Raw genomic sequence first — 20,202 nt, forward strand, 5'->3', positions numbered from 1 at the left:
CTTCTACGAAAGACTAGCCCGCGAAGCCGCCCTTATTGACGGCCTTCGCCGTGCCCGAGCACGACGTATTTCATCGACGTCAGCCCTTCGAGTCCCACCGGACCGCGCGCATGCAGCTTGTCGTTCGAGATGCCGATCTCCGCGCCCAGACCGAATTCGAAACCATCGGCAAAACGCGTCGACGCGTTGACCATTACGCTCGCTGAGTCCACTTCGCGCAGGAAGCGCATTGCGCGATCGTGGTCTTCGGTAACGATCGCGTCGGTGTGCTGCGAACTGTACTCGTTAATGTGCTCGATCGCCGCGTCGAGATCGTCCACCACCTTGATCGCCAGCACGGGCGCAAGATATTCGGTACGCCAGTCTTCTTCGCTTGCATCGACGAGCGGGCCCACGCCCGCATCCGCCAGCACCGCGCGCGCCGCCGCGTCCACGCGCAGTTCGACTTGCTTGTCGCGATACAGCTTGCCCAAAGGCGGCAGCACTTGAGCCGCGATACCGCGCGCGACCAGCAGCGTTTCCATCGTATTGCAGGTGCCGTAGCGGTGCGTCTTGGCGTTGTCGCAAACGGTCAGCGCCTTGGTCAGATCCGCGCGATCGTCCACGTACACGTGGCAGATGCCGTCGAGGTGCTTGATCATCGGCACGCGCGCTTCGTTCATCAGGCGCTCGATCAGGCTCTTGCCGCCGCGCGGCACGATCACGTCGACGTACTCCGTCATGGTGATCAGCTTGCCGACCGCCGCGCGGTCCGAGGTGGCCACCACTTGCACGGCGTCCTGCGGCAATCCGGCGGCTTCGAGACCTTCGCCGATCAGCTTTGCCAGCGCCGTATTGCATTCGAGCGCTTCCGAACCGCCGCGCAGAATGGTGGCGTTGCCCGACTTGAGGCAGAGCGCCGCGGCGTCGATCGTCACGTTCGGACGCGATTCGTAGATGATGCCGATCACGCCGAGCGGCACGCGCATCTGACCGACCTGAATGCCGCTCGGCCGGTACTTCAGATTGCTGATCTCGCCGATCGGATCGGCCAGCGCGGCGACTTGCCGCAGACCTTCCACCATCGTCTTCAGCGCTTTGTCCGACAGCGTCAAACGGTCGATGAACGCGGCGTCGTGGCCTTTCTCGCGAGCCTTGGCCACGTCGCGCGCATTCGCTTCTTTCAGCGAGGCGGCATCACGCTCGATCGCCTCGGCGACGGCTGCGAGCGCGGCGTTCTTCGCCGCCGTCGACGCCCGCGCCATCGCCCGCGATGCTTGGCGGGCGCGACGGCCGAGGTCGGTCATGTACTGGTCGATATCCATGGAAATTCTCGTGGTGCCGCGCACATCGAGGTGCGGCGGACGGACAGAATGAGCGAATGATTCAACGATTGTAAGTCGAGCGAAGGCGCTTTGCTTGCCGCCGGGCGGGTTGTTCTTCACCCCGGCGCACGAGGAACGCAGCAGGCTTGCCGGTTCACTCGCGCTTCAGGAAGACATCACGATGCGATTCAATGGCGATTCAAGGGTGCCTCTTGAGCGACTCAAAAGCGCCCTCACAGCTTGCCGGCTGGCCTGGCGTTGCCGTTCAGGCCGGCCTTCGTGCCGGTGCAGCAGTTCCAGGTCGAGGTCGTGGCGGTGGCACGGGCGACGTTTTCGGCGAAGCCACCGTCATGGCCAATTCGAACAGGCCATCCCACGGATCAGGCGGCGGATCGTTGCGATGATTGCCCGGCGTGCCGCCCGACAAACCTTTGACCTGCCGATCCAGCCGCGCCGCCAGCGCAAGCGCCTTTTCCAGCGTGCCTTCGCTGACCCGCGACAAGGCCGGCCCAATCAACCGTTCGCGCGGACCCCATACGCGGTTCTCGCGCACCAGCATCGCAAGCGGCTTGCCGGCCGCGACGCCGCGTTTGATGCGCAGCAGCGTGCGTATTTCTTCCACCACGGCCCACAGCACCAGCACTGCGGCCTCGCCTTCGCCGCGCAAACCGTCGAGCATGCGCGACAGGCGGCCGACGTCGCCGGCCAGCATCGCTTCGTTCAACTTGAAAACGTCATAACGGGCGACGTTGAGCACGGCGTCCTGAACCTGCTCGAAGCTCAGCGACCCGGACGGATACAGCAGCCCGAGTTTCTGGATTTCCTGATGCGCGGCAAGCAGATTGCCCTCCACACGCTCGGCGATAAAGGCCAGCGCGCGCCGCCCTTCTTCACCGGCAGCCACGCGTTGGCCCTGAGCCGCGAGCCGCTGGCCGACCCAATTCGGCAATTGCGCACGCTCGACCGGATCGATTTTCAGCGCGACGCCCGCGTCGGACAACGCCGTGAACCACGCCGACTTCTGCGTGGCCGCATCGAGTCGCGGCAGCGTGATCATGGTGAGCACGTCGTCGTTCACGGCGGCGGCCAGCGCTTTCAGCGCGTCCGCGCCTTCCTTGCCTGGCTTGCCCGACGGAATGCGCAACTCGACCAGTTGACGGTCGCCGAACAGCGACATCGACTGGCTCGCGCCCAGCAGCGAACTCCAGTCGAACCCGCGCTCCACCGTAAACACCGAGCGATCGGTGAAGCCGGCCGCGCGCGCGGTGGCGCGAATCCGGTCGCACGCTTCCTGCGCGAGCAGGTGCTCGTCGCCGTACACGACGTACAGTCCGGCAAGTCCCTTGGCGAGATGCGCTTCGAGCGCGTCAAGTCGCAGTTGCATGGCTACCGATCGGCGAGGTTGAACAGGTGCGGCACATTAAGCGAAACAAAGAACGCGGCACGACGCTCACAGCGGCGGCGGCGGCAACGGCGCGCGCGGCGCAATCGACGGCACTTCCTGGCCCGGCGCCGGGTGCATCGTGCGAACGACAGACAGACGTCGCGTGAGCTGGTCGATCGCGTCGTTTTCCATATCGGCGAAGAGAATTTCGCTTTCGGCGGCTTTCGCTTGCGAATATTGATCGCTATAGGTCATCGCGCGGTTCAGCGCGATCACGCTCGGCGGAATCAGCAGCGTGCCGTCCTTGGCCGTTAGCGAATAGGTCATCGAAAGATTCAGTGCGTACTCTTCGACCGCGCCCAGCGAGTTCAGCGTCAGCGTGCTGGTGCCACGGCCTTCGGTGATCTGCAACGTGGCGTCGGCATTCGCGACGGACGTGACCACGACCGTGTCGCTGCCGCCTTGCACGATACGCGTCAAGCGCGCGGCCGCCGATGGAGAACCGCCGGCGATAAAGAGGCGTTTGAATGCGTAGTCCTGCTGGCCGCGCAGCTGGAAGCCGCAGGCGGACAACATCAGCACGCTGCAAGCCAGCGTCAAAAACGATCTGCGAGTCACATTGGCTCCTGGTTCGCAGTAGATTCCGCAGCGCGGACAAGCGCCGCCGCGCGCGGCGGCGTCCTGCCTGCTGTCATGTCTTCGTTGATCCTCACACGACCACGTTCACGAGACGACCCGGCACCACGATGATCTTCTTGGGCGCCTTGCCTTCGCTGAACTTGGCGACCATCTCGTGAGCGGCCGCAAGCTGTTCGATCGCTTCACGCGAGGCGTCTTTGGCCACCGTGATCGCGCCGCGCACCTTGCCGTTCACCTGCAGCACGAGTTCGATCTCGGACTGCTCCAGCGCCTTCTCGTCGACCTTCGGCCACGGCGCGTCGAGCAGCGAGCCGAGTTCGTCGGCGTAACCGAGTTCCTGCCACAACTGGAACGTGAGGTGCGGCACAACCGGATACAACACGCGCAGCATCACGCTGCAGGTTTCGCGCAGCACGGCCGGCCGGGCGCCCTTCGCGCTGTCGAGCGCGTTGAGCATCTTCATCGCGGCCGACACCACCGTGTTGTATTGCAGACGCTGATAGTCGAAGTCGGCCTGCTTCAGCACGCTGTAAATCTCGCGGCGCAAGGTTTTCTCGACGTCGCTCAGTTGCGCGGCGTCGAACGTGCCGCCCTGGCGCAACGCGGCTTCGTTCGTCTGACTGAAACTCCACACACGGCGCAGGAAGCGGCTCGCGCCTTCCACGCCCGAACCGGACCATTCGAGCGACTGCTCGGGCGGTGCGGCGAACATGACGAACAGACGCGCGGTGTCCGCGCCGTGCTGATCGATCAGCAATTGCGGATCGACGCCGTTGTTCTTCGACTTCGACATTTTCTCGACGCCGCCGAGCACCACCGGCTGGCCGTCCGCGTTGAGGATCGCGCCGACCGGGCGGCCCTTGTCGTCGAACGAGACGGTCACGTCGGCCGGGTTGTACCAGGTCTTCTTGCCCGCTTCGTTTTCACGATAGTAGGTTTCGTTGAGCACCATGCCCTGCGTCAGCAGGTTCTTGGCCGGCTCGCCGAACTTGATCAGGCCGAGGTCGCGCATCACCTTCGCCCAGAAGCGCGAGTACAACAGGTGAAGAATCGCGTGCTCGATGCCGCCGATGTACTGGTCCATCGGCGCCCAGTAATCGGTGCGCTCGTCGACCATGGTCTTCGCACCCGGCGACGCATAGCGGTAGAAGTACCACGACGAATCGACGAAGGTGTCCATCGTGTCGGTTTCGCGTTTGGCCGCACCGCCACAGGTCGGGCAGGTGCAGTTCACGAACGCTTCGGACTTGGCGAGCGGATTGCCCGTGCCGTCCGGCACGAGGTCTTCCGGCAGCACCACCGGCAGATCTTTTTCCGGCACCGGCACGTCGCCGCACGTCGGGCAGTGAATGATCGGAATCGGCGTGCCCCAGTAGCGCTGGCGCGACACGCCCCAGTCACGCAGACGCCACGTGATCTGCTTGTCGCCGAGGCCCAATTCCTTCAGGTCGGCGGCGATCCGGTCGACTGCCTGTTCGTAGTTGAGGCCGTCGTACTTGCCGCTGTTGATCAGCGTGCCGGTCTTCTCGCCGTACCATTCCTGCCAGGCATCGGTCGAGTATTCCTTGCCTTCAACCGCGACCACCTGCTTGATCGGCAGACCGTATTTCTTCACGAACGCAAAGTCGCGCTCGTCGTGCGCCGGCACGCCCATCACCGCGCCTTCGCCGTAGCTCATCAGCACGTAGTTGCCGATCCACACTTCGACCTGCTCCTGCGTCAGCGGATGCGTGACGGTGAAGCCGGTGGCCATGCCCTTCTTTTCCATGGTCGCGACGTCGGCTTCAGCCACGCCGCCGCGCTTGCATTCCTCGATGAAGGCCTGCAGTTCCGGCTTGTCTTGCGCAAGGCGCGTGGCGAGCGGATGCTCGGCGGCGACCGCGCAGAAGGTGACGCCCATGATCGTGTCGGCGCGCGTGGTGAAAACGCGCAGCAGCTTCTGTTCACCGTCGATCTCGTACGGGAAGCCGAAATTCACGCCGAAGCTCTTGCCGATCCAGTTCTGCTGCATGATCTTGACGCGCTCGGGCCAGCCGAGGCCGTCGAGGTCGTTCAGCAGCTCGTCCGCGTACTGCGTAATGCGCATGTAGTACATCGGGATTTCGCGCTTTTCGACGAGCGCGCCCGAACGCCAGCCGCGGCCGTCGATCACCTGCTCGTTGGCGAGCACTGTCTGATCGACCGGATCCCAGTTGACGGTGCCGGTTTTCTTGTACGCGATGCCCTTTTCCAGCATCTTCAGGAACAGCCACTGGTTCCACTTGTAGTAGTCGGGGCTGCAGGTCGCGACTTCGCGCGACCAGTCGATCGCGAGGCCCATGGACTGCATCTGCTTCTTCATGTAAGCGATGTTGTCGTAGGTCCACTGCGCGGGCGGCACGTTGTTGGCCATCGCGGCGTTTTCCGCCGGCATGCCGAACGCGTCCCAACCCATCGGCATCAGCACGTTGTAGCCGTTCATCCGCAGATAGCGGTACATCACGTCGTTGATCGTGTAATTGCGCACGTGACCCATGTGCAGCTTGCCCGACGGGTACGGCAGCATCGAGACGCAATAGAACTTGGGCTTGTCGGTGACTTCCGTCGTCTTGTACGCGTCGATGGCGCGCCATTGCCCTTGCGCGGCGGATTCGACGTCGGAGGGAACGTATTTTTCGTGCATGGTGTGATGGGATCGCTGGGTTCGGTGCTTTCGCACCGGGCCTGGTGCTCTGCTGGATGAAATGGCGTTGATTCCCCTTCTGCGGGGGAAAGGGCTGATTATACCGTCCGCGGACGGGTACGCCGCGCCTACGGCCTGGCGGCAGGCGGCGGCGGGTCGGTCACGAAACCGATCCGCTCGAGGCCGGCCTGCTGCGCCGCGCCCATGACCTGGGCGATCACCTCGTAGCGCGTGGAGCGCTCGGCGCTCAGATGAATCTCGGGCTGGTCGCTCTGCTTGCCCGCTTGCGCGAAGCGCGCGCGCATCTGCTCGAGCGTGATGACGGTGCCGTTCCAGTAGAGTTTGCCGGCGGCGTCGATGGAAAGAGAAATGGTTTGCGGCGTCTGGCGCGCGGGCGCGGCCGCGACTTTCGGCAAATCGAGCCGGATCGCGTGCGTGAACAAAGGCGCGGTAATGATAAAAATCACCAGCAGCACCAGCATCACGTCGATCAGCGGCGTCATGTTGATCTCGGCCATGGGCGCGGCCGTCTGCTTTTTCTCGAGTCCGCCGAATGCCATGTCGCCTCCTTCTGCCTGAGCGGCGCGCCTAGTGGGTCGAGGCCTGGTGGGCGCGCGCGTGCGCTGGAACCTGTTCCGCCGGCGCGCACACGTAGGCGTGCAGGTCGTGCGCAAAGCCGTCGAGCTCTTCCGACAACTGCCGCACCAGCCGGCCGAGCACGTTGTACGCGAGCACCGCCGGGATCGCGACCACGAGGCCGAAAGCGGTCATGATGAGCGCCTCGCCAACCGGCCCGGCGACATTTTCGATCTGCGCCTGACCGCTCGCCGCAATGCTGCCGAGCGCGTGATAGATGCCCCACACGGTGCCGAGCAAGCCGACGAACGGCGCCGTGCTGCCCACCGAGGCCAGCAGCACCTGGCCGAATTCGAGCCGCCGCTGCGACGCATTGAGCGCCTGGCGCAGCGCTCGCAGCACCCGCTCGCCACGCTCGACGCGGGCGAGCAGCGCGCCCGGAATATCCACCTCAGCCGCATGAAGCGCCGCTTCCGCGAGCGGCGTGAAGACCCGTTCGCGGTCCGCGCGCCTGAGCGCCGCGACACCTTCGGACAACGTGGGCGCCTGCCAGAACTGCGCGATCGCACGCGTGGCCTGACGCTTGGCGCGCGTGAGGATCCAGCTTTTGACGATCAGAAAACACCAGCTCGCAATCGACATGGCCAGCAGCACGTAAGCGACGCCATGCGTGATCGCGTCGCTGGTTTGCAGGTAATGGATGATGCCGCTGCTGCCTGCCATCTGACCTCGCCGTGGAGTAGTGATTTCACGAGCTCGCCGGGAGACGCCCTGCCCCCGGCCTTCGCTCAGAATACGTCGGACACAGCGTTGAATTCAGCGTTCAACGCAGGCCGAGTACGTCTTGCATGTCGAAAAAGCCGGTGGAGTGGCCTTCGAGGAAACGGACAGCACGAAGCGCGCCTTGCGCATACGACAGACGGCTCGCCGATTTGTGCGTGATCTCGATTCGCTCGCCGATGCCCGCAAACAGCACCGTATGGTCGCCGACAATGTCGCCGCCGCGGATCGCCGAAAAACCGATCGTGGACGGGTCGCGTTCGCCGGTGACGCCTTCGCGGCTGTAGACCGCGCAGTCGTCGAGATTGCGGCCGAGCGCGTTGGCGATCACTTCGCCCATGGTCAACGCCGTGCCGGACGGCGCGTCGACCTTGTGACGGTGATGCGCCTCGATGATCTCGATGTCGTAGCCCGTCGCGAAGTGCTTCGCGGCGTATTCGAGCAGCTTCAGCGTAACGTTCACGCCAACGCTCATGTTCGACGCAAACATGATGGCGATCTTGTCCGCCGCGGCGCGCAGTTGCGCCTTCTGCTCGTTGTCGAAGCCGGTGGTGCCGATCACCATTTTCACGTTGTGACGCTGCGCCGCTTCAAGATGCATCAGCGTGCCTTCGGGGCGCGTGAAGTCGATCAGGTAGTCGGATTCGGCGAATACGCGCTCGACGTCGTCGGTTAGCATGACGCCCGTCTGTTTGCCGAGAAACGCGCCGGCGTCCTGGCCGAGTTGCGGGGAGCCCGCGCGATCGAGTGCGCCGGACAGCGTGGCGTCGGTATCGTTGAGGACTGTTTCGATGAGCATGCGGCCCATACGGCCCGATGCGCCAGCAATGGCAATTTTCATGGCTACGAGGGTTCGAAAAGGCAAAACCCGGCAAAGGCGGGCGAAAGCGGCGGCGGGCAGCACCCGTGCGCCGCGCATGACTGAAAAAGCAGAGAACCGCACGGACGCCGCGCACTGCGGCTGCCCGTGCGCGGCGTTCGTCTCAAGCGTGAGTCTTAAGCATGGGTCTTAAGACAGGGACAGCGCAATTAGCCGCCCGTTCCCGTAGACGAGGACGAGGTCAGCGGCGCGTTGTGCGTCGGGCCGCCGTTGCTGCTCTGCGGTCCCGTCGGGCCGACCGGATTGCTGTTGTCCGTACCCGGATTCTGCGGCGGCGGCGGACGATGGAACTGGAACTGCGGCTGCCCATTGCCCGTGGGGCTTTGCTGCGGGATGCCGCCGCCGTTCGCCGTCGGCGCGCTCGGCACACTCGGACGCGCGGGCGACAGCTGCACCGCATTGGTCGCACGATTGGCGGCTTGCGCGGCTTCCGCGTTGGCGTCCGTTGACGGCGTCGCCGCGCCGGCAGCGCCAGCGACGGACGGCGAACGCACGGTGTCCAGCGTGACCGGCGCCGCCGCGGCTGCATCGCTCGCGCCACTCGCGCCGCTCGCCACGGCAGTGGCGGCCTTCTTCTTGCCCAGCTTGTCGCCGTCGATTTCGGCCAGCAATTCGAGGTTGGACGGCAGATCGTCACCACCCGACCAGCTGGCGACGCGGTCGCCCGCGAACATGACCACGAAGTCGCGCTGCTGGACGACACTCGTCGAGCCACGCTTGAAATAGAACACGTAGTCCCAGCGGTCCGCGTGGAACATGTCGGTCAGGAGCGGCGTGCCGAGCAATTGCTTGACCTGCGCGCGGGTCAAGCCGACCTGCATCTGTGCAGCCGCTTCTTTCGAGACGAAATTGCCTTGCACCACCGTGATACGGTACGGCGTGATGCTTTGGGCAATACGCTGTGTCAGGCTGTCGTAAGTGGAACATCCGGCAAGAACCGCGACAGTCGCAACAGCGATCAAGGTACCCCGCATGCGGCTCCCCCGGTAGATCAATTGAGATTTTGAAATCATTTCACTCACCGTGCGGGCCCGCTGACGAGCCGCGCGAGTTTCATTCCATCGAAGATGACCAGAACGCCAAAAACACATTACTATGAGAGCCCAGCATTGTACTCTAGGGATCCCTTGTCATGACCAATCCAACCGATCTCAAGAATATCGGGCTCAAGGCGACCCTTCCGCGCCTCAAAATCCTTGAGATTTTCCAGCACAGCCCGGTGCGTCACCTGACCGCCGAAGATGTGTACCGCAACCTGCTGCACGAAGAACTCGATATCGGGCTTGCAACCGTGTATCGCGTGCTGACGCAATTCGAGCAGGCCGGCCTGCTCTCGCGCAGCAATTTCGAGTCGGGTAAAGCGGTGTTCGAATTGAATGAGGGGTCGCACCACGACCACCTCGTGTGTCTCGATTGCGGGCTCGTCGAAGAGTTTTTCGACTCCGAAATCGAGAGCCGTCAGCAGTCCATCGCGAAGGAACGCGGCTTCAAGCTGCAGGAGCACGCGTTGGCTCTGTACGGTGCCTGCACCAAGGAGAACTGCCCGCATCGCAAGCATTGACGCGAGGCCGGCCGCGCTGGGGTGCGCGGTCCGGCGGGCAAAAAAAGACCCGGCCGATGCAAATCGGCCGGGTCTTTTTGCATCTGCGACGCGGTTCTGTACGCGAGCCGTTGACGCCCCTAGCCCACCAGCTCGGCGCTCGCTTCGAACGTCAGCCGCCACGGCTCTACCAATGACAATTCGTCGCAATTGGGCTGCTCGCCGCCCCGATCGACCACCACGAAATCGCTCACCCGATCGAGCGCGAGCAACGGGTGATGCCAGACGCCTTTCGCATAGTTCACGCCCTGCCACGCATCGGTCCAGAAGGCGCGCATTTGCGACGGATCGAATTCGCCGGCCGGCGCGACCACCACCAGATAGCGGCCCGCCGTTAAGGGAATGAAAGCCTGACTGCCGAGCGGATGCCGCTCCATCATCGTGATCTCGACCGGCAGCGCGCGCGGCTGCGCGCGAAACAGGTTGATCAGCGGCCGCCCGCCTTGCTCCGTCACGTCGACGCAGGCGAGGTCGTGATAACGCTCGGTCGTGCCGCCGTTGATGGCGAAATGACGTGCGCCGTCCAGTTCGATAACGTCGCCGAACGGCGCGAAAGCCGCGCGCGTGAGCCGTTCCATCTGCAATGTCTTCATCGACGCCGCTCCTCCGCTATGCGATTTCACCCCACAGGCGCAGACGCGACACGCCGCCGTCCGGAAAGATATTGAAACGCACATGCGTGACCGGGCCCAGCGACGCGAGGTTGTCCGCGAAGGTGTGGACGTGGTCCATCTGCAGTTTTTGTTCGCCGAGCAGCACCGGCCAGAACATCGCCTGCGTGACGAGCGAATCGTCCGTGCCGCCCGTCACCGACGCGGCTTGCAGCGAGCAGCGGTCCGGGAAATTGCCCTTGAAGTGCGCCGTATCCACTTCGATCTTGCGGATCACGCCCGGCCTCGCCAAAGCGACGATCGCCCAGTCGTTGCCCGGCTCGCGACGGCGCCGGGTTTCCCAGCCGTCGCCCATGTTGACGCCACGGCCCGGCATCAGCATCTGCGAGGCCGGCCCGAAATGCTGGTTGTTCGCGGCGACCAGATACGCGCCGTTTTCGATGGCGGCCAGGTCCAGCAGCGTGCCGCGCTCAACGCGCTCCCAATCGCGCTTAGGCTGGCCGTACACGCGCAGGCGGGCGAGGCCGCCGTCCGGGTACAGATTCACACGCAGATGAGTGAAGGCGCGCGCGTCGCTCACGTCGACGTAGTGGTGCTGGTTGCCCTGCAACGTGGTAGCCGGCACGAGCGTTTGCCAGTCGGCGTTGTCGGGCGGCACGTCGCCGTCCACGTAGCAGGCGTCGATCGACGCGGCCGGCGGAAAATTGCCGGTGAAATGGCTCGTATCCAGGTCCACGCCGTACACGACGCCCGGGTGCGCGAGGCGAATCACACAATAATCGTGACCGGTGGTGCGCTTGCGGCGGGTTTCCCAGCCGTCCATCCACTTGCCGTGGTCGTCGTACTTACCGGGAATGAACACCGCCGGTTGCGGCTCGAGCATGCGTTCTTTCGGCGCGAAGAATTCGTCGCTGGCGAAGAGCGCCTTCGCGCCCAGGCGCGGATCGGCGAGGTTCATATAGCGACGGGTGAAAGCAGGAGCGTTGGGGTCGAGGATCGGATTAGCCATTGTCTCTAGTCTCGGTCAGGCGCGAAAAAGTGAAGGAGAGCCGGCATGTGCAGCCTCTGCCGGCGCTGAAGGCGCGCTGCGTTGGCGCGCGCGGATTCGAAAGCGGATTTCAAGCGGTTTAGACGGCAGGAGCGTGTTCGCCAGCGGCGGGCGCGGCGTCGTCGCCGGCCGGCACGTAGCGCAATGCCGCGTCGCGATTCAGCACGCGATGAGCGCGCGCCCGGTCGATATCGTTCTCCCACACGGCGACCACCACTGTCGCCACGCAGTTGCCGATCAGGTTGGTCAACGCGCGCGCAATGCCGACGAACCAGTCGACCGGCAGGATCAGCACGAGGCCGAGCACGGGAATCGCCGGAATCGCGGACAGCGTGGCGGCCAGAATCACAATGGCCGAGCCGGGAATGCCGTGCGCGCCCTTCGAGGTCACCAGCGAAACCAGCACCACCACGATCAGGTCGTGCATCGACAGTGGCGTGTTGGTGGCCTGCGCGATGAAAATCACGGCGAGCGTGAGGTAGATGGAAAAGCCGTCCAGATTGAACGAGTAGCCGGTCGGAATGACGAGGCCGACGGTCGAATCCTTGACGCCCATCCATTCGAGCTTGCGCATGATCTGCGGCAGCACGGCGTCGGACGAAGCGGTGCCGAGCACGATCGACAACTCTTCGCGCAGGTAGCGAATCAGCTTGAAGATGCTGAAGCCGGCCAGCCGCATGACGACGCCCAACACCACGACTACAAACACGAAGCAGCTCGCGTAGAACACGAGCACCAGCAAGCCGAGTTGCTTGAGCGACTCGACGCCATAGGTGCCGGTGGTGAAGGCGATCGCGCCCAGCACGCCGAGCGGCGCGAGCTTGATGATGAAACCCATCACGCGGAAAAACACTTGCGACAGTTCGTCGATCAGGCTGCTCACGCGCTGAGCCTTATTGCCGAGTAGCGACAGCGCCGAGCCGAACAGCACCGAAAACACCAGAATTTGCAGGATGTCGCCGGTGGCGAAAGCGTTGATCGCCGTGTCGGGGATGATTTTCAGCAGGAAGCCGGCCGTGTCCTTCAGGCTCTTGGCGTGCTCGGTGTACGTGGAGAGCGACGCGGGATCCAGCGAGCGCAGATCGATATTCATGCCGACGCCAGGACGCGTAACGTACGCCAGGACTGCGCCGATCACGAGCGCGATCGTCGTCATCACCTCGAAGTAGACCACGGCCTTCAGGCCGACGCGGCCCACTTTGCGCAAGTCGCCGGCATGCGCCATGCCGCTGACCACGACGCAAAAGACGATCGGGCCGATCACCATCTTGATCAGCTTGAGAAAGCCGTCGCCGAGCGGACGCAGCGATTGGGCGAAATGCGGGAATACGGCGCCGATCACGATACCGGCCACCAGCGCTATGACGACCCGGCCAAACAGCGAATTGAAAAATTTCAACACGGCTTCCTCCTGGTTTCGATTCACGTCTGTTCAGACTGGTCCGACCAGTGCTGTTATGTCGAATAGTAGGAAGCCGATATACTGGCGTCAAGGTTTCATAAAACAGTGTTTACCCGCTGTTTTTGCAGCGGTTTTTGGCCGGATCGGCGTCAGCAGACGGTAAGCTGCACGAGCGTTCGGACCGCGTATTACAATGCTGGTCAGACCGCGATTCCAAAGTGAGACAACAATGAAAAACGTCCCGCATACCGTTACCGATGCCGCCATCGCGACCATCCGCGAACGGATCGAAGCGGGCGTCTATCCCGTAGGCAGCTTGCTCCCGGCTCAGCGTCAACTCTCCGAAGAACTTGCGATCAGCCGCGCTTCGTTGCGCGAAGCGCTCTCCACGCTCGAAGCGCTCGGTTTGCTGGTGATCCGACCCGGCAAGGGCGTGTACGTGGAAAGGGCGCAGGCGCAGGCCGCGCAACCGTGGCGCTTCGCGGAGCAATCGTCACTGCCTGATACGTATCAGATGCGCTTCGCGCTGGAAGGCTTTATCGCGCGCATGGCGGCGCTCGCGGTCAGCGATTCCGACCTCGCGTGGTTCGAAGAGAACATCACGGCCATGCAAACAGCGCTCGCCTGCGACGAACTCGATGAAGCCGCCCGGCTCGACTACGACTTCCACATGCGGATCGTCAGCATTGCCGGCAATGCGGCGATCGAGTCGATCCTGAGCAGCAGCGCGGAGATCATGAAGGAAAGCCAGCGCATGCCGTATTACCGGCGTGAACTGGTGCTGTCCACGTACAACGAGCATCGCGTGATTCTGGATGCGCTGAAGGCGCGCGATTCCGCCGCGGCCGGCAAGGCCATCGAAACGCATATCTCGAACGCCGCGCAGCGCGCCGGCGTCTATTTCCCGACTCCGCAACCGCAGTAGGCGAAAAAAAACCGCTCCGAAGAGCGGTTTTTTACGCCTGCCACCGCCGACTCAAACCGGCTTTGGCAGGCATAGCTAGCGCACGAAGCGCCGTGATTTACTTCGCGTTGGCCAGCGCCACAGCCGTGTCCAGCATGCGGTTCGAGAAGCCCCACTCGTTGTCGTACCAGCTCGACACCTTCACCAGACGGCCCGACACCTTGGTCAGCGTCGCGTCGAACGTCGACGAAGCCGGGTTGTGGTTGAAGTCGATCGACACCAGCGGTGCATCGTTGTAGCCGAGGATGCCCTTCAGCGAGCCTTCCGACGCTTCCTTCATGATCGCGTTGACTTCTTCGACCGTCGTGTCGCGCGCGGCGATGAACGACAGGTCGACGACCGACACGTTGATCGTCGGGACGCGAATCGCGTAGCCGTCCAGCTTGCCGTTCAGTTCCGGCAGCACCAGGCCGACCGCCGAAGCAGCGCCGGTCTTGGTCGGGATCTGGCTGTGCGTGGCCGAGCGCGCACGGCGCAGGTCTTCGTGGTACACGTCCGTCAGAACCTGGTCGTTCGTGTATGCGTGGATCGTGGTCATCAGACCGTTCACCAGGCCGATCTTGTCGTTCAGCGGCTTGACGAGCGGCGCGAGGCAGTTCGTCGTGCACGAGGCGTTCGAGATGACCGTGTCCGATGCCTTCAGCACGTTGTGGTTCACGCCGTAGACGATCGTGGCGTCGACGTCTTTACCGCCCGGCGCCGAAATGATCACCTTCTTCGCGCCGCCCTTGATGTGCGCGCTCGCCTTTTCCTTGGTCGTGAAAAAGCCCGTGCATTCCAGCACGACGTCGACGTTCAGCTCGCCCCACGGCAGTTCAGCCGGGTTGCGGTTGGCCAGCACGCGGATCTTGTCGCCGTTGACAACCAGGTAGTCGCCGTCCACCGACACTTCGCCCGGGAACTTGCCGTGCGCCGTGTCGTATTGCGTCAGGTGAGCGTTGGTCTTGGCATCGCCGAGATCGTTGATGGCGACGATTTCGATATCGTGCTTCTTGCCGTTTTCATAGAAGGCGCGCAGCGTGTTGCGGCCGATCCGGCCGTAGCCGTTGATTGCGACGCGAATCGTCATGGTCTATCTCCTGATGGCTAAAAAAATTCGTCCAGGTTCGTCTGACTGACAGCGTTGCCGCGCGTTCGCACGCAAACGGCAACGCTTGTCCAGGATCAGCCGAGTGCGGCTTTTGCCGTCTCTACCACGTGTTCGACGGTGAAGCCGAAATGCTTGAACAGCACGCCAGCCGGGGCCGATTCGCCGAACGTGTCGATGCCGACCACGCCGCCTTCCAGACCCACGTACTTGCGCCAGAAATCCGAAACACCCGCTTCGATCGCGACGCGGCGCACGCCTTGCGGCAGCACGCGTTCGCGGTACTCGGCGTCCTGCTTGTCGAACACGGTGGTCGACGGCATGGACACGACGCGCGCCGCGATGCCTTCGCGCGCCAGCGGCTCGACCGCGTTCAGCGCCAGTTCGACTTCCGAACCGGTGGCGATCAGGATGATCTTGCGCGCGACGATTTCGTCGTTCCAGTCGCGCAGCACGTAACCGCCCTTTTCAATGTTGGCGATCTGCGCGTCCGTGCGTTCCGAGAACGGCAGGTTCTGACGACTGAAGATCAGGGCCGACGGGCCGTGATGTTCGACCGCGTGGGTCCAGGCCACCGCCGTCTCCACGGTATCAGCCGGACGCCACACTTGCAGGTGCGGAATCAGACGCAGGCTCGCAACATGTTCGATCGACTGGTGGGTCGGGCCGTCTTCGCCCAGACCGATCGAGTCGTGCGTGAACACGAAGATCGACGGCGCTTTCATCAGCGCGGCGACACGCAGCGCGTTGCGGCTGTAGTCCGAGAACGTCAGGAACGTGCCGCCGAAGGCCTTGAAGCCGCCATGCAGCGCGACGCCGTTGATCGCGGCGCTCATGCCGAATTCACGCACACCGTAGTTGACGTAGTTGCCGGCAGCCTTGCCTTCGGCATTCACGCGCACCGGCTTGGCGGCCTTCCAGTTGGTCAGGTTCGAACCGGTCAGGTCGGCGGAGCCGCCGAGCAGTTCCGGCAGCACGGCCGACAACGCCTCGATAGCCTGTTGCGACGCCTTGCGCGTCGCGACGGTTTCCGCGCGCTCGTTCGCGCCGGCAATGATCGCCTTGGCCTTTTCCTTCCAGTCGGCCGGCAACTGCTTCGCATCGCGACGCTTGAATTCAGCGGCTTCCTGCGGATATTTGGCTGCGTACGCGGCGAACGCCTTGTCCCACTCGGCTTCGTTGCGTGCGCCGGCTTCCTTTGCGTCCCATGCGGCGTAGACCTCTTGCGGGATCACAAACGGCTCCCACTTCCAGCCGATCTTCTCGCGCGTGGCCGCAACTTCCTTGTCGCCGAGCGCCGAGCCGTGCGAATCGTGGCTGCCCGCCTTGTTCGGCGAGCCTTCGCCGATCACCGTCTTGCAGCAGATCAGCGTGGGCTTGTCGGATTGCTTGGCCTGCTTGATGGCTGCGTCGACTGCCTCGACGTCGTGGCCGATCACGTTCGGGATCACGTTCCAGCCGTACGCCTCGAAGCGCTTCGGCGTGTCGTCGTGGAACCAGTGCACCACTTCGCCGTCGATCGAGATGCCGTTGTCGTCGTAGAACGCGATCAGCTTGTTCAGCTTCAGCACGCCCGCCAGCGAGCAGGCTTCGTGCGAGATGCCTTCCATCAGGCAGCCGTCGCCGACGAACACGTACGTGTGGTGGTCGACGATCGTTGCGTCAGGCTTGTTGAACTCGGTAGCGAGCAGCGACTCGGCGAGCGCCATGCCGACCGCATTGGCCAGACCCTGGCCGAGCGGGCCGGTGGTCGTTTCGACGCCCGGCGTGATGCCGTATTCCGGGTGGCCCGGCGTCTTCGAATGCATCTGGCGGAAGTTCTTCAGCTCTTCGATCGGCAGATCGTAGCCGGTCAGGTGCAGCAGCGAATACAGCAGCATCGAGCCGTGGCCGTTGGACAGCACGAAACGGTCGCGATCGGCCCATTGCGGGTTCTTCGGGTTGTGGCGCAGATGGCGCGACCACAAAGCCACGCCGATTTCGGCCATGCCCATCGGCATGCCGGGGTGGCCGGAGTTCGCTTTTTGAACGGCGTCCATGGACAACGCGCGGATTGCGTTGGCCATCAAGGAAGTGGGTGCGGGAGACGGGGTCGTCATGTCGAGTCCGGAGACAGAGTCAGAAGGCGGTACGCGCTTGAGGCCCGGATGCTCGAATGCCAGCTCACTCGGGCGCACGGTGCGGCGCCAGGAGACGCGAAACGGGCAGAGCAAACGGACAAGGCTGAAAGCGTGACATTCTAACAGAACGTTGCCCGCCCCCCCCCCGCCCCGAAAGCCGACGGGTCGTGCGGCTCGGTGCGTCCGCCGAGGCCGCGCCGTGCTTCGCCCTTTACAATTGCACAACCTCAACCCACCGCGCTCCGCACGGAGCCCGCCAGCCGTGAGCGCTCCGCTGCTGTTCCGACCGAGTCCCGACGCCGTCTACGGATTTCCGCACGCCAGGCGCGTGGCGCGCGTCGAATCGCCTTACCAGCTAGTCGAAGTCTGGGACACGCCGCAGCTCGGCCGGCTCTTCACGCTCGACGGCCGTCCGATGACGTCCACCGGCGACGAGTTCATCTATCACGAATGCATGGTGCATCCGGCCGCGCTGGCGCATCCATCGCCGCAAGCGGCGCTCGTGCTGGGCGGCGGCGACGGCGGCGCCGCGCGGCAATTGCTGAGGCATGCGGGCATCGAACGGATCGTGGTGGCCGAGTTGGACGCCGAAGTGGTCCGCCTGACGCGCGAGCATCTGCCGGAAGTGCACGGTGGCGCCTTCGACAACCCTCGCGTCGAACTGGTGATCGGCGACGCCGCGCATTACGTCGAAGCCGCGGCGCCGGCGCAATTCGATCTGGTCGTGTTCGACCTGACGCCGCCCGACTCACCCGCCGCCGGCCTCTACACGCAAGCCTTCTATCAGCAGCTCAAGCGGATCATGAGCCCGACGGCCGCCGTCTCCGTGCACCTCGGTTCGCCGTATTTTCACGCCGAGCGCATCGCGCGCCTGCTCGGCGACCTGCGCGCGGCGTTCGCCATTGTCCGCACCATGAGCACGTTCATCCCTCTGTACGGCTCGCTCTGGATGATGGCCACCGCCAGCGACACGCTCGACCCGGCCGCCCTCACCGCCGATACGCTCGCGGCCCGCCTCGCCGCGCGCCAGATCGACGACCTGATGCACTACGACACGGCCACGCACGCCGGACTGTTCTCGGCATCCCGCTCAGTGCGCGATAAACTAAGTCAATTCTTAAAGCCAGCAAGCTAACGCGTGGGCAAAATGCTCGGTTCCGTCGGACTGCGCTATCGGCATCTCGATGCGCGACCATCCGCCTGGACTTGCTGCCTATGCCCCGCCAACCCTTTGGATCCGGAGAACTCCATGACCGCCTCCCGCCCCGCCGGTGTGCCTTGGTTGACCCCCTATCTGACGGTGCGCGATGCACGTGCCGCGTCCGCGTTCTTCACGGCGGCGTTCGGCTTCGAAGTGCGCGACAGTGTCCAGGACGACGGTGTCGTCATGCATGTCGAGATGACCTACCAGGGCCAGTTGATCGTGATGTTCGCACCGGAAGGCGCGTTCGGCTCGGCTGCGAAAACACCGAAAAGCGCGGGCGCGATCGCACCGCAATCGTTCTATGTCTATGTCGACGATGTCGACGCGATTTACGCGCGGGCGCTGGCCGCCGGCGCAAAATCGCTGAGCGAGCCACAGGATCAGTTCTGGGGCGACCGCTTCGCCCAGGTCGAAGATCTGGACGGCTACCGCTGGGCGCTCGCTCGCCACCTTTCGTGAACCAATGAGTATTTTTCTGATGCCACGCTTCTTCGTCGGAACGCCCCTTCAACCCGACGACATCATGCAGCTTCCCGATGACGTCGTTCGGCATGTGCTCGTGCTGCGTTTGCAGCCCGGCGATTCCATCGTGCTGTTCAATGGCGAAGGCGGCGAATATAGCGCCGAACTCGTCGAGGTCGAGCGCCGCTCGGCCAAGGTAAGAATCCGCGAATTCCGCAATATCGAAGTCGAGGCGCCGTATCGCCTCACGCTCGCGCAGGGCATCGCCGGCGGCGACAAGATGGACTGGCTGATCGAAAAGGCCGTCGAACTCGGCGCGGCAGCCTTTGTGCCGCTGACCACCACCCGCAGCGTCGTGCGTCTGTCGGGCGAGCGCGCGCAGCGGCGCCATGCGCATTGGCAAGGGATCGTGCGGGCGTCGTGCGAGCAGTGCGGGCGCAATCGCCTGCCGGAAGTCATGCCGGTGCGCGAGATCGCCACCTGGCTGGGCGCCATGCCTCGCACGCCTGACGAAGGCGACTTGCGCATTCTGCTGTCGCCGCGGGCCAGTATCAGCTTTTCCGCGTTGCCCGCCGAGCCGCCAAAAGGCCGCGTAACAGTGCTGGTCGGCCCGGAAGGCGGCTTTTCCGCCGCAGAGGAAGCGGCCGCGACCGATCACGGTTTCACCGCCGTCGGCCTCGGCCCGCGCGTGATGCGCACCGAAACTGCCGGCATCGCAGTGCTCTCGGCGCTGGCGGCCGGCTGGGGCGGCTGGTAAGCCGCCTGCGTGCCGGGTTTGCCGCCTGGACCGGCGGCGGCGCAGGTCACGTCGGCATCTACAGCAGCAAAAACAAAGGCCCGCCATTGGCGGGCCTTTGTCACTTAGCCCAAGCAGGAAACGCCCGGGCAAAAATACAAACGAAAATCTCAGGCGAACGAGTAAAACACGCGGAATGCCACCTTGCGCTCGGCCCAGAATTCGGAGGCTTCGCGGAACACGTCCAGCAGCGTTTCGCGCCCTTCCTTGTCGAACTTCTGCGCCACCGGCAACTGCTCGAGGACGATCACGAAGCCCGGCTGCGCACCCGCCTTATGAACCAGATCGGTCAAACAGTCGTAAAGCGCGTCGTAATTCTTGCCGAAGTGTTTCGGAAACAGGAACGACGTCGCGATAGTCTCCAGCACTTCCTGTTTGGACTGCGCATTGGCGCAATACGCATACAGAAAATGCTGGCCGAGCTGGTTGGCCTCGTCGGCCAGATCCTGCACGCGGAACGCGCGGATCGACTGTACGATGTTCGGTCGTACGGTCTTGAAAAGACTCATGGGCTCCTCGTTCGATGAAACCACAGTGCCTGCTTCGCTCTGGTTCTCGCGGCCCTGATCGGCGGCTCGCATCTGCATGACGCGCTGGAACAGATTGCCGTCGCCGGCCGCGAAAAGATCCGTCGCGACTCCGGAGTCGTGCGCGTAGACGTTGTCGCTCATGCCGTTCATCCC

Annotated in this window: 19 protein-coding genes; 5 read left to right on the top strand and 14 right to left on the bottom strand. The window is 63.8% G+C overall.

Features of this window, described 5'->3' with window-relative positions; translation table 11 throughout:
• Positions 1 to 32: 32 nt before the first annotated feature.
• From P0D68_RS11095 to P0D68_RS11130, 8 genes are all read right to left on the bottom strand, one after another.
• Complete coding sequence (locus P0D68_RS11095; RefSeq protein ID WP_408468389.1) at positions 33 to 1,304, bottom strand: glutamate-5-semialdehyde dehydrogenase; 1,272 nt, start codon at positions 1,302 to 1,304, stop codon at positions 33 to 35.
• 265 nt (positions 1,305 to 1,569) lie between these two features.
• Positions 1,570 to 2,688, bottom strand: coding sequence for a DNA polymerase III subunit delta (holA, locus tag P0D68_RS11100; protein ID WP_408301203.1), 1,119 nt, complete (start codon positions 2,686 to 2,688; stop codon positions 1,570 to 1,572).
• A gap of 66 nt (positions 2,689 to 2,754) precedes the next feature.
• Complete coding sequence (locus tag P0D68_RS11105) at positions 2,755 to 3,306, bottom strand: LPS-assembly lipoprotein LptE (protein ID WP_091799135.1); 552 nt, start codon at positions 3,304 to 3,306, stop codon at positions 2,755 to 2,757.
• A 91-nt stretch (positions 3,307 to 3,397) separates the two neighbouring features.
• A complete protein-coding gene (gene leuS / locus P0D68_RS11110; RefSeq protein WP_408301201.1) occupies positions 3,398 to 5,989 on the bottom strand; it encodes a leucine--tRNA ligase in 2,592 nt (863 codons plus the stop codon).
• A gap of 128 nt (positions 5,990 to 6,117) precedes the next feature.
• Positions 6,118 to 6,549, bottom strand: coding sequence for an ExbD/TolR family protein (locus tag P0D68_RS11115; RefSeq protein ID WP_408301199.1), 432 nt, complete (start codon positions 6,547 to 6,549; stop codon positions 6,118 to 6,120).
• Between the two features lie 28 nt (positions 6,550 to 6,577).
• Entirely contained in the window at positions 6,578 to 7,288 is a 711-nt protein-coding gene (locus tag P0D68_RS11120) for a MotA/TolQ/ExbB proton channel family protein (RefSeq protein ID WP_408301197.1), read from the bottom strand.
• A gap of 100 nt (positions 7,289 to 7,388) precedes the next feature.
• Positions 7,389 to 8,186 carry a 4-hydroxy-tetrahydrodipicolinate reductase gene (gene dapB, locus P0D68_RS11125; protein ID WP_091799121.1) on the bottom strand — a complete coding sequence of 266 codons (798 nt, stop codon included), beginning with the start codon at positions 8,184 to 8,186 and terminating at the stop codon, positions 7,389 to 7,391.
• Between the two features lie 188 nt (positions 8,187 to 8,374).
• A complete protein-coding gene (locus P0D68_RS11130) occupies positions 8,375 to 9,199 on the bottom strand; it encodes an outer membrane protein assembly factor BamE (RefSeq protein ID WP_091799118.1) in 825 nt (274 codons plus the stop codon).
• Positions 9,200 to 9,357: 158 nt separating this feature from the next.
• Here P0D68_RS11130 and fur point away from each other — a divergent pair, with 158 nt between their 5' ends.
• Entirely contained in the window at positions 9,358 to 9,786 is a 429-nt protein-coding gene (gene fur / locus P0D68_RS11135) for a ferric iron uptake transcriptional regulator (protein WP_012434340.1), read from the top strand.
• 119 nt (positions 9,787 to 9,905) lie between these two features.
• Here the strand turns inward: fur and P0D68_RS11140 are convergent, their stop codons facing one another.
• The 3 genes from P0D68_RS11140 to P0D68_RS11150 all read right to left on the bottom strand — a co-directional run bounded on the left by P0D68_RS11140 (position 9,906) and on the right by P0D68_RS11150 (position 12,886).
• Positions 9,906 to 10,418 (bottom strand): ureidoglycolate lyase, encoded by a 513-nt coding sequence (locus P0D68_RS11140; protein WP_408186905.1) that lies wholly within the window; start codon positions 10,416 to 10,418, stop codon positions 9,906 to 9,908.
• Positions 10,419 to 10,434: 16 nt separating this feature from the next.
• Positions 10,435 to 11,445, bottom strand: coding sequence for an allantoicase (alc, locus tag P0D68_RS11145; protein WP_408301194.1), 1,011 nt, complete (start codon positions 11,443 to 11,445; stop codon positions 10,435 to 10,437).
• 118 nt (positions 11,446 to 11,563) lie between these two features.
• Positions 11,564 to 12,886 (bottom strand): C4-dicarboxylate transporter DctA, encoded by a 1,323-nt coding sequence (locus tag P0D68_RS11150; protein ID WP_408186907.1) that lies wholly within the window; start codon positions 12,884 to 12,886, stop codon positions 11,564 to 11,566.
• Positions 12,887 to 13,115: 229 nt separating this feature from the next.
• Between P0D68_RS11150 and P0D68_RS11155 the strand changes: the two genes are divergently transcribed.
• Complete coding sequence (locus tag P0D68_RS11155; protein WP_408301192.1) at positions 13,116 to 13,811, top strand: FadR/GntR family transcriptional regulator; 696 nt, start codon at positions 13,116 to 13,118, stop codon at positions 13,809 to 13,811.
• A gap of 97 nt (positions 13,812 to 13,908) precedes the next feature.
• On the opposite strand, the gene gap is transcribed toward P0D68_RS11155, so the two are convergent.
• Both gap and tkt read right to left on the bottom strand, forming a co-directional pair.
• The gene (gene gap / locus P0D68_RS11160; protein WP_408182856.1) at positions 13,909 to 14,919 is read right to left on the bottom strand and encodes a type I glyceraldehyde-3-phosphate dehydrogenase; all 1,011 of its coding nucleotides are present in this window, start codon (positions 14,917 to 14,919) and stop codon (positions 13,909 to 13,911) included.
• Positions 14,920 to 15,014: 95 nt separating this feature from the next.
• Positions 15,015 to 17,036, bottom strand: coding sequence for a transketolase (gene tkt / locus P0D68_RS11165; RefSeq protein ID WP_408301190.1), 2,022 nt, complete (start codon positions 17,034 to 17,036; stop codon positions 15,015 to 15,017).
• Positions 17,037 to 17,319: 283 nt separating this feature from the next.
• Between tkt and speE the strand changes: the two genes are divergently transcribed.
• The 3 genes from speE to P0D68_RS11180 all read left to right on the top strand — a co-directional run bounded on the left by speE (position 17,320) and on the right by P0D68_RS11180 (position 19,480).
• Positions 17,320 to 18,192 carry a polyamine aminopropyltransferase gene (gene speE / locus P0D68_RS11170; protein ID WP_408301188.1) on the top strand — a complete coding sequence of 291 codons (873 nt, stop codon included), beginning with the start codon at positions 17,320 to 17,322 and terminating at the stop codon, positions 18,190 to 18,192.
• A gap of 114 nt (positions 18,193 to 18,306) precedes the next feature.
• Positions 18,307 to 18,720 carry a VOC family protein gene (locus P0D68_RS11175; protein ID WP_011489849.1) on the top strand — a complete coding sequence of 138 codons (414 nt, stop codon included), beginning with the start codon at positions 18,307 to 18,309 and terminating at the stop codon, positions 18,718 to 18,720.
• A gap of 19 nt (positions 18,721 to 18,739) precedes the next feature.
• Positions 18,740 to 19,480, top strand: coding sequence for a 16S rRNA (uracil(1498)-N(3))-methyltransferase (locus P0D68_RS11180; RefSeq protein ID WP_408186917.1), 741 nt, complete (start codon positions 18,740 to 18,742; stop codon positions 19,478 to 19,480).
• A 149-nt stretch (positions 19,481 to 19,629) separates the two neighbouring features.
• On the opposite strand, the gene P0D68_RS11185 is transcribed toward P0D68_RS11180, so the two are convergent.
• On the bottom strand, positions 19,630 to 20,190 hold the full coding sequence (locus P0D68_RS11185; RefSeq protein WP_091801013.1) for a barstar family protein: 561 nt from the start codon (positions 20,188 to 20,190) through the stop codon (positions 19,630 to 19,632).
• Positions 20,191 to 20,202 lie beyond the last annotated feature (12 nt).

The sequence above is a fragment of the Paraburkholderia sp. RL17-380-BIE-A genome, from assembly GCF_046028085.1.
Taxonomy (GTDB): Bacteria; Pseudomonadota; Gammaproteobacteria; order Burkholderiales; family Burkholderiaceae; genus Paraburkholderia.

What these genes read in the sequence shown, in the direction of transcription:
- P0D68_RS11115 (WP_408301199.1), bottom strand. Translation starts at nt 6,549, where the DNA reads ATGGCATTCGGCGGACTCGAGAAAAAGCAGACGGCCGCGCCCATGGCC.
- P0D68_RS11095 (WP_408468389.1), bottom strand. Translation starts at nt 1,304, where the DNA reads ATGGATATCGACCAGTACATGACCGACCTCGGCCGTCGCGCCCGCCAA.
- P0D68_RS11180 (WP_408186917.1), top strand. Translation starts at nt 18,740, where the DNA reads ATGCCACGCTTCTTCGTCGGAACGCCCCTTCAACCCGACGACATCATG.
- P0D68_RS11175 (WP_011489849.1), top strand. Translation starts at nt 18,307, where the DNA reads ATGACCGCCTCCCGCCCCGCCGGTGTGCCTTGGTTGACCCCCTATCTG.
- tkt (WP_408301190.1), bottom strand. Translation starts at nt 17,036, where the DNA reads ATGACGACCCCGTCTCCCGCACCCACTTCCTTGATGGCCAACGCAATC.
- P0D68_RS11155 (WP_408301192.1), top strand. Translation starts at nt 13,116, where the DNA reads ATGAAAAACGTCCCGCATACCGTTACCGATGCCGCCATCGCGACCATC.
- P0D68_RS11185 (WP_091801013.1), bottom strand. Translation starts at nt 20,190, where the DNA reads ATGAGCGACAACGTCTACGCGCACGACTCCGGAGTCGCGACGGATCTT.
- alc (WP_408301194.1), bottom strand. Translation starts at nt 11,445, where the DNA reads ATGGCTAATCCGATCCTCGACCCCAACGCTCCTGCTTTCACCCGTCGC.
- leuS (WP_408301201.1), bottom strand. Translation starts at nt 5,989, where the DNA reads ATGCACGAAAAATACGTTCCCTCCGACGTCGAATCCGCCGCGCAAGGG.
- dapB (WP_091799121.1), bottom strand. Translation starts at nt 8,186, where the DNA reads ATGAAAATTGCCATTGCTGGCGCATCGGGCCGTATGGGCCGCATGCTC.
- P0D68_RS11140 (WP_408186905.1), bottom strand. Translation starts at nt 10,418, where the DNA reads ATGAAGACATTGCAGATGGAACGGCTCACGCGCGCGGCTTTCGCGCCG.
- fur (WP_012434340.1), top strand. Translation starts at nt 9,358, where the DNA reads ATGACCAATCCAACCGATCTCAAGAATATCGGGCTCAAGGCGACCCTT.
- P0D68_RS11130 (WP_091799118.1), bottom strand. Translation starts at nt 9,199, where the DNA reads ATGCGGGGTACCTTGATCGCTGTTGCGACTGTCGCGGTTCTTGCCGGA.
- gap (WP_408182856.1), bottom strand. Translation starts at nt 14,919, where the DNA reads ATGACGATTCGCGTCGCAATCAACGGCTACGGCCGGATCGGCCGCAAC.
- P0D68_RS11120 (WP_408301197.1), bottom strand. Translation starts at nt 7,288, where the DNA reads ATGGCAGGCAGCAGCGGCATCATCCATTACCTGCAAACCAGCGACGCG.
- holA (WP_408301203.1), bottom strand. Translation starts at nt 2,688, where the DNA reads ATGCAACTGCGACTTGACGCGCTCGAAGCGCATCTCGCCAAGGGACTT.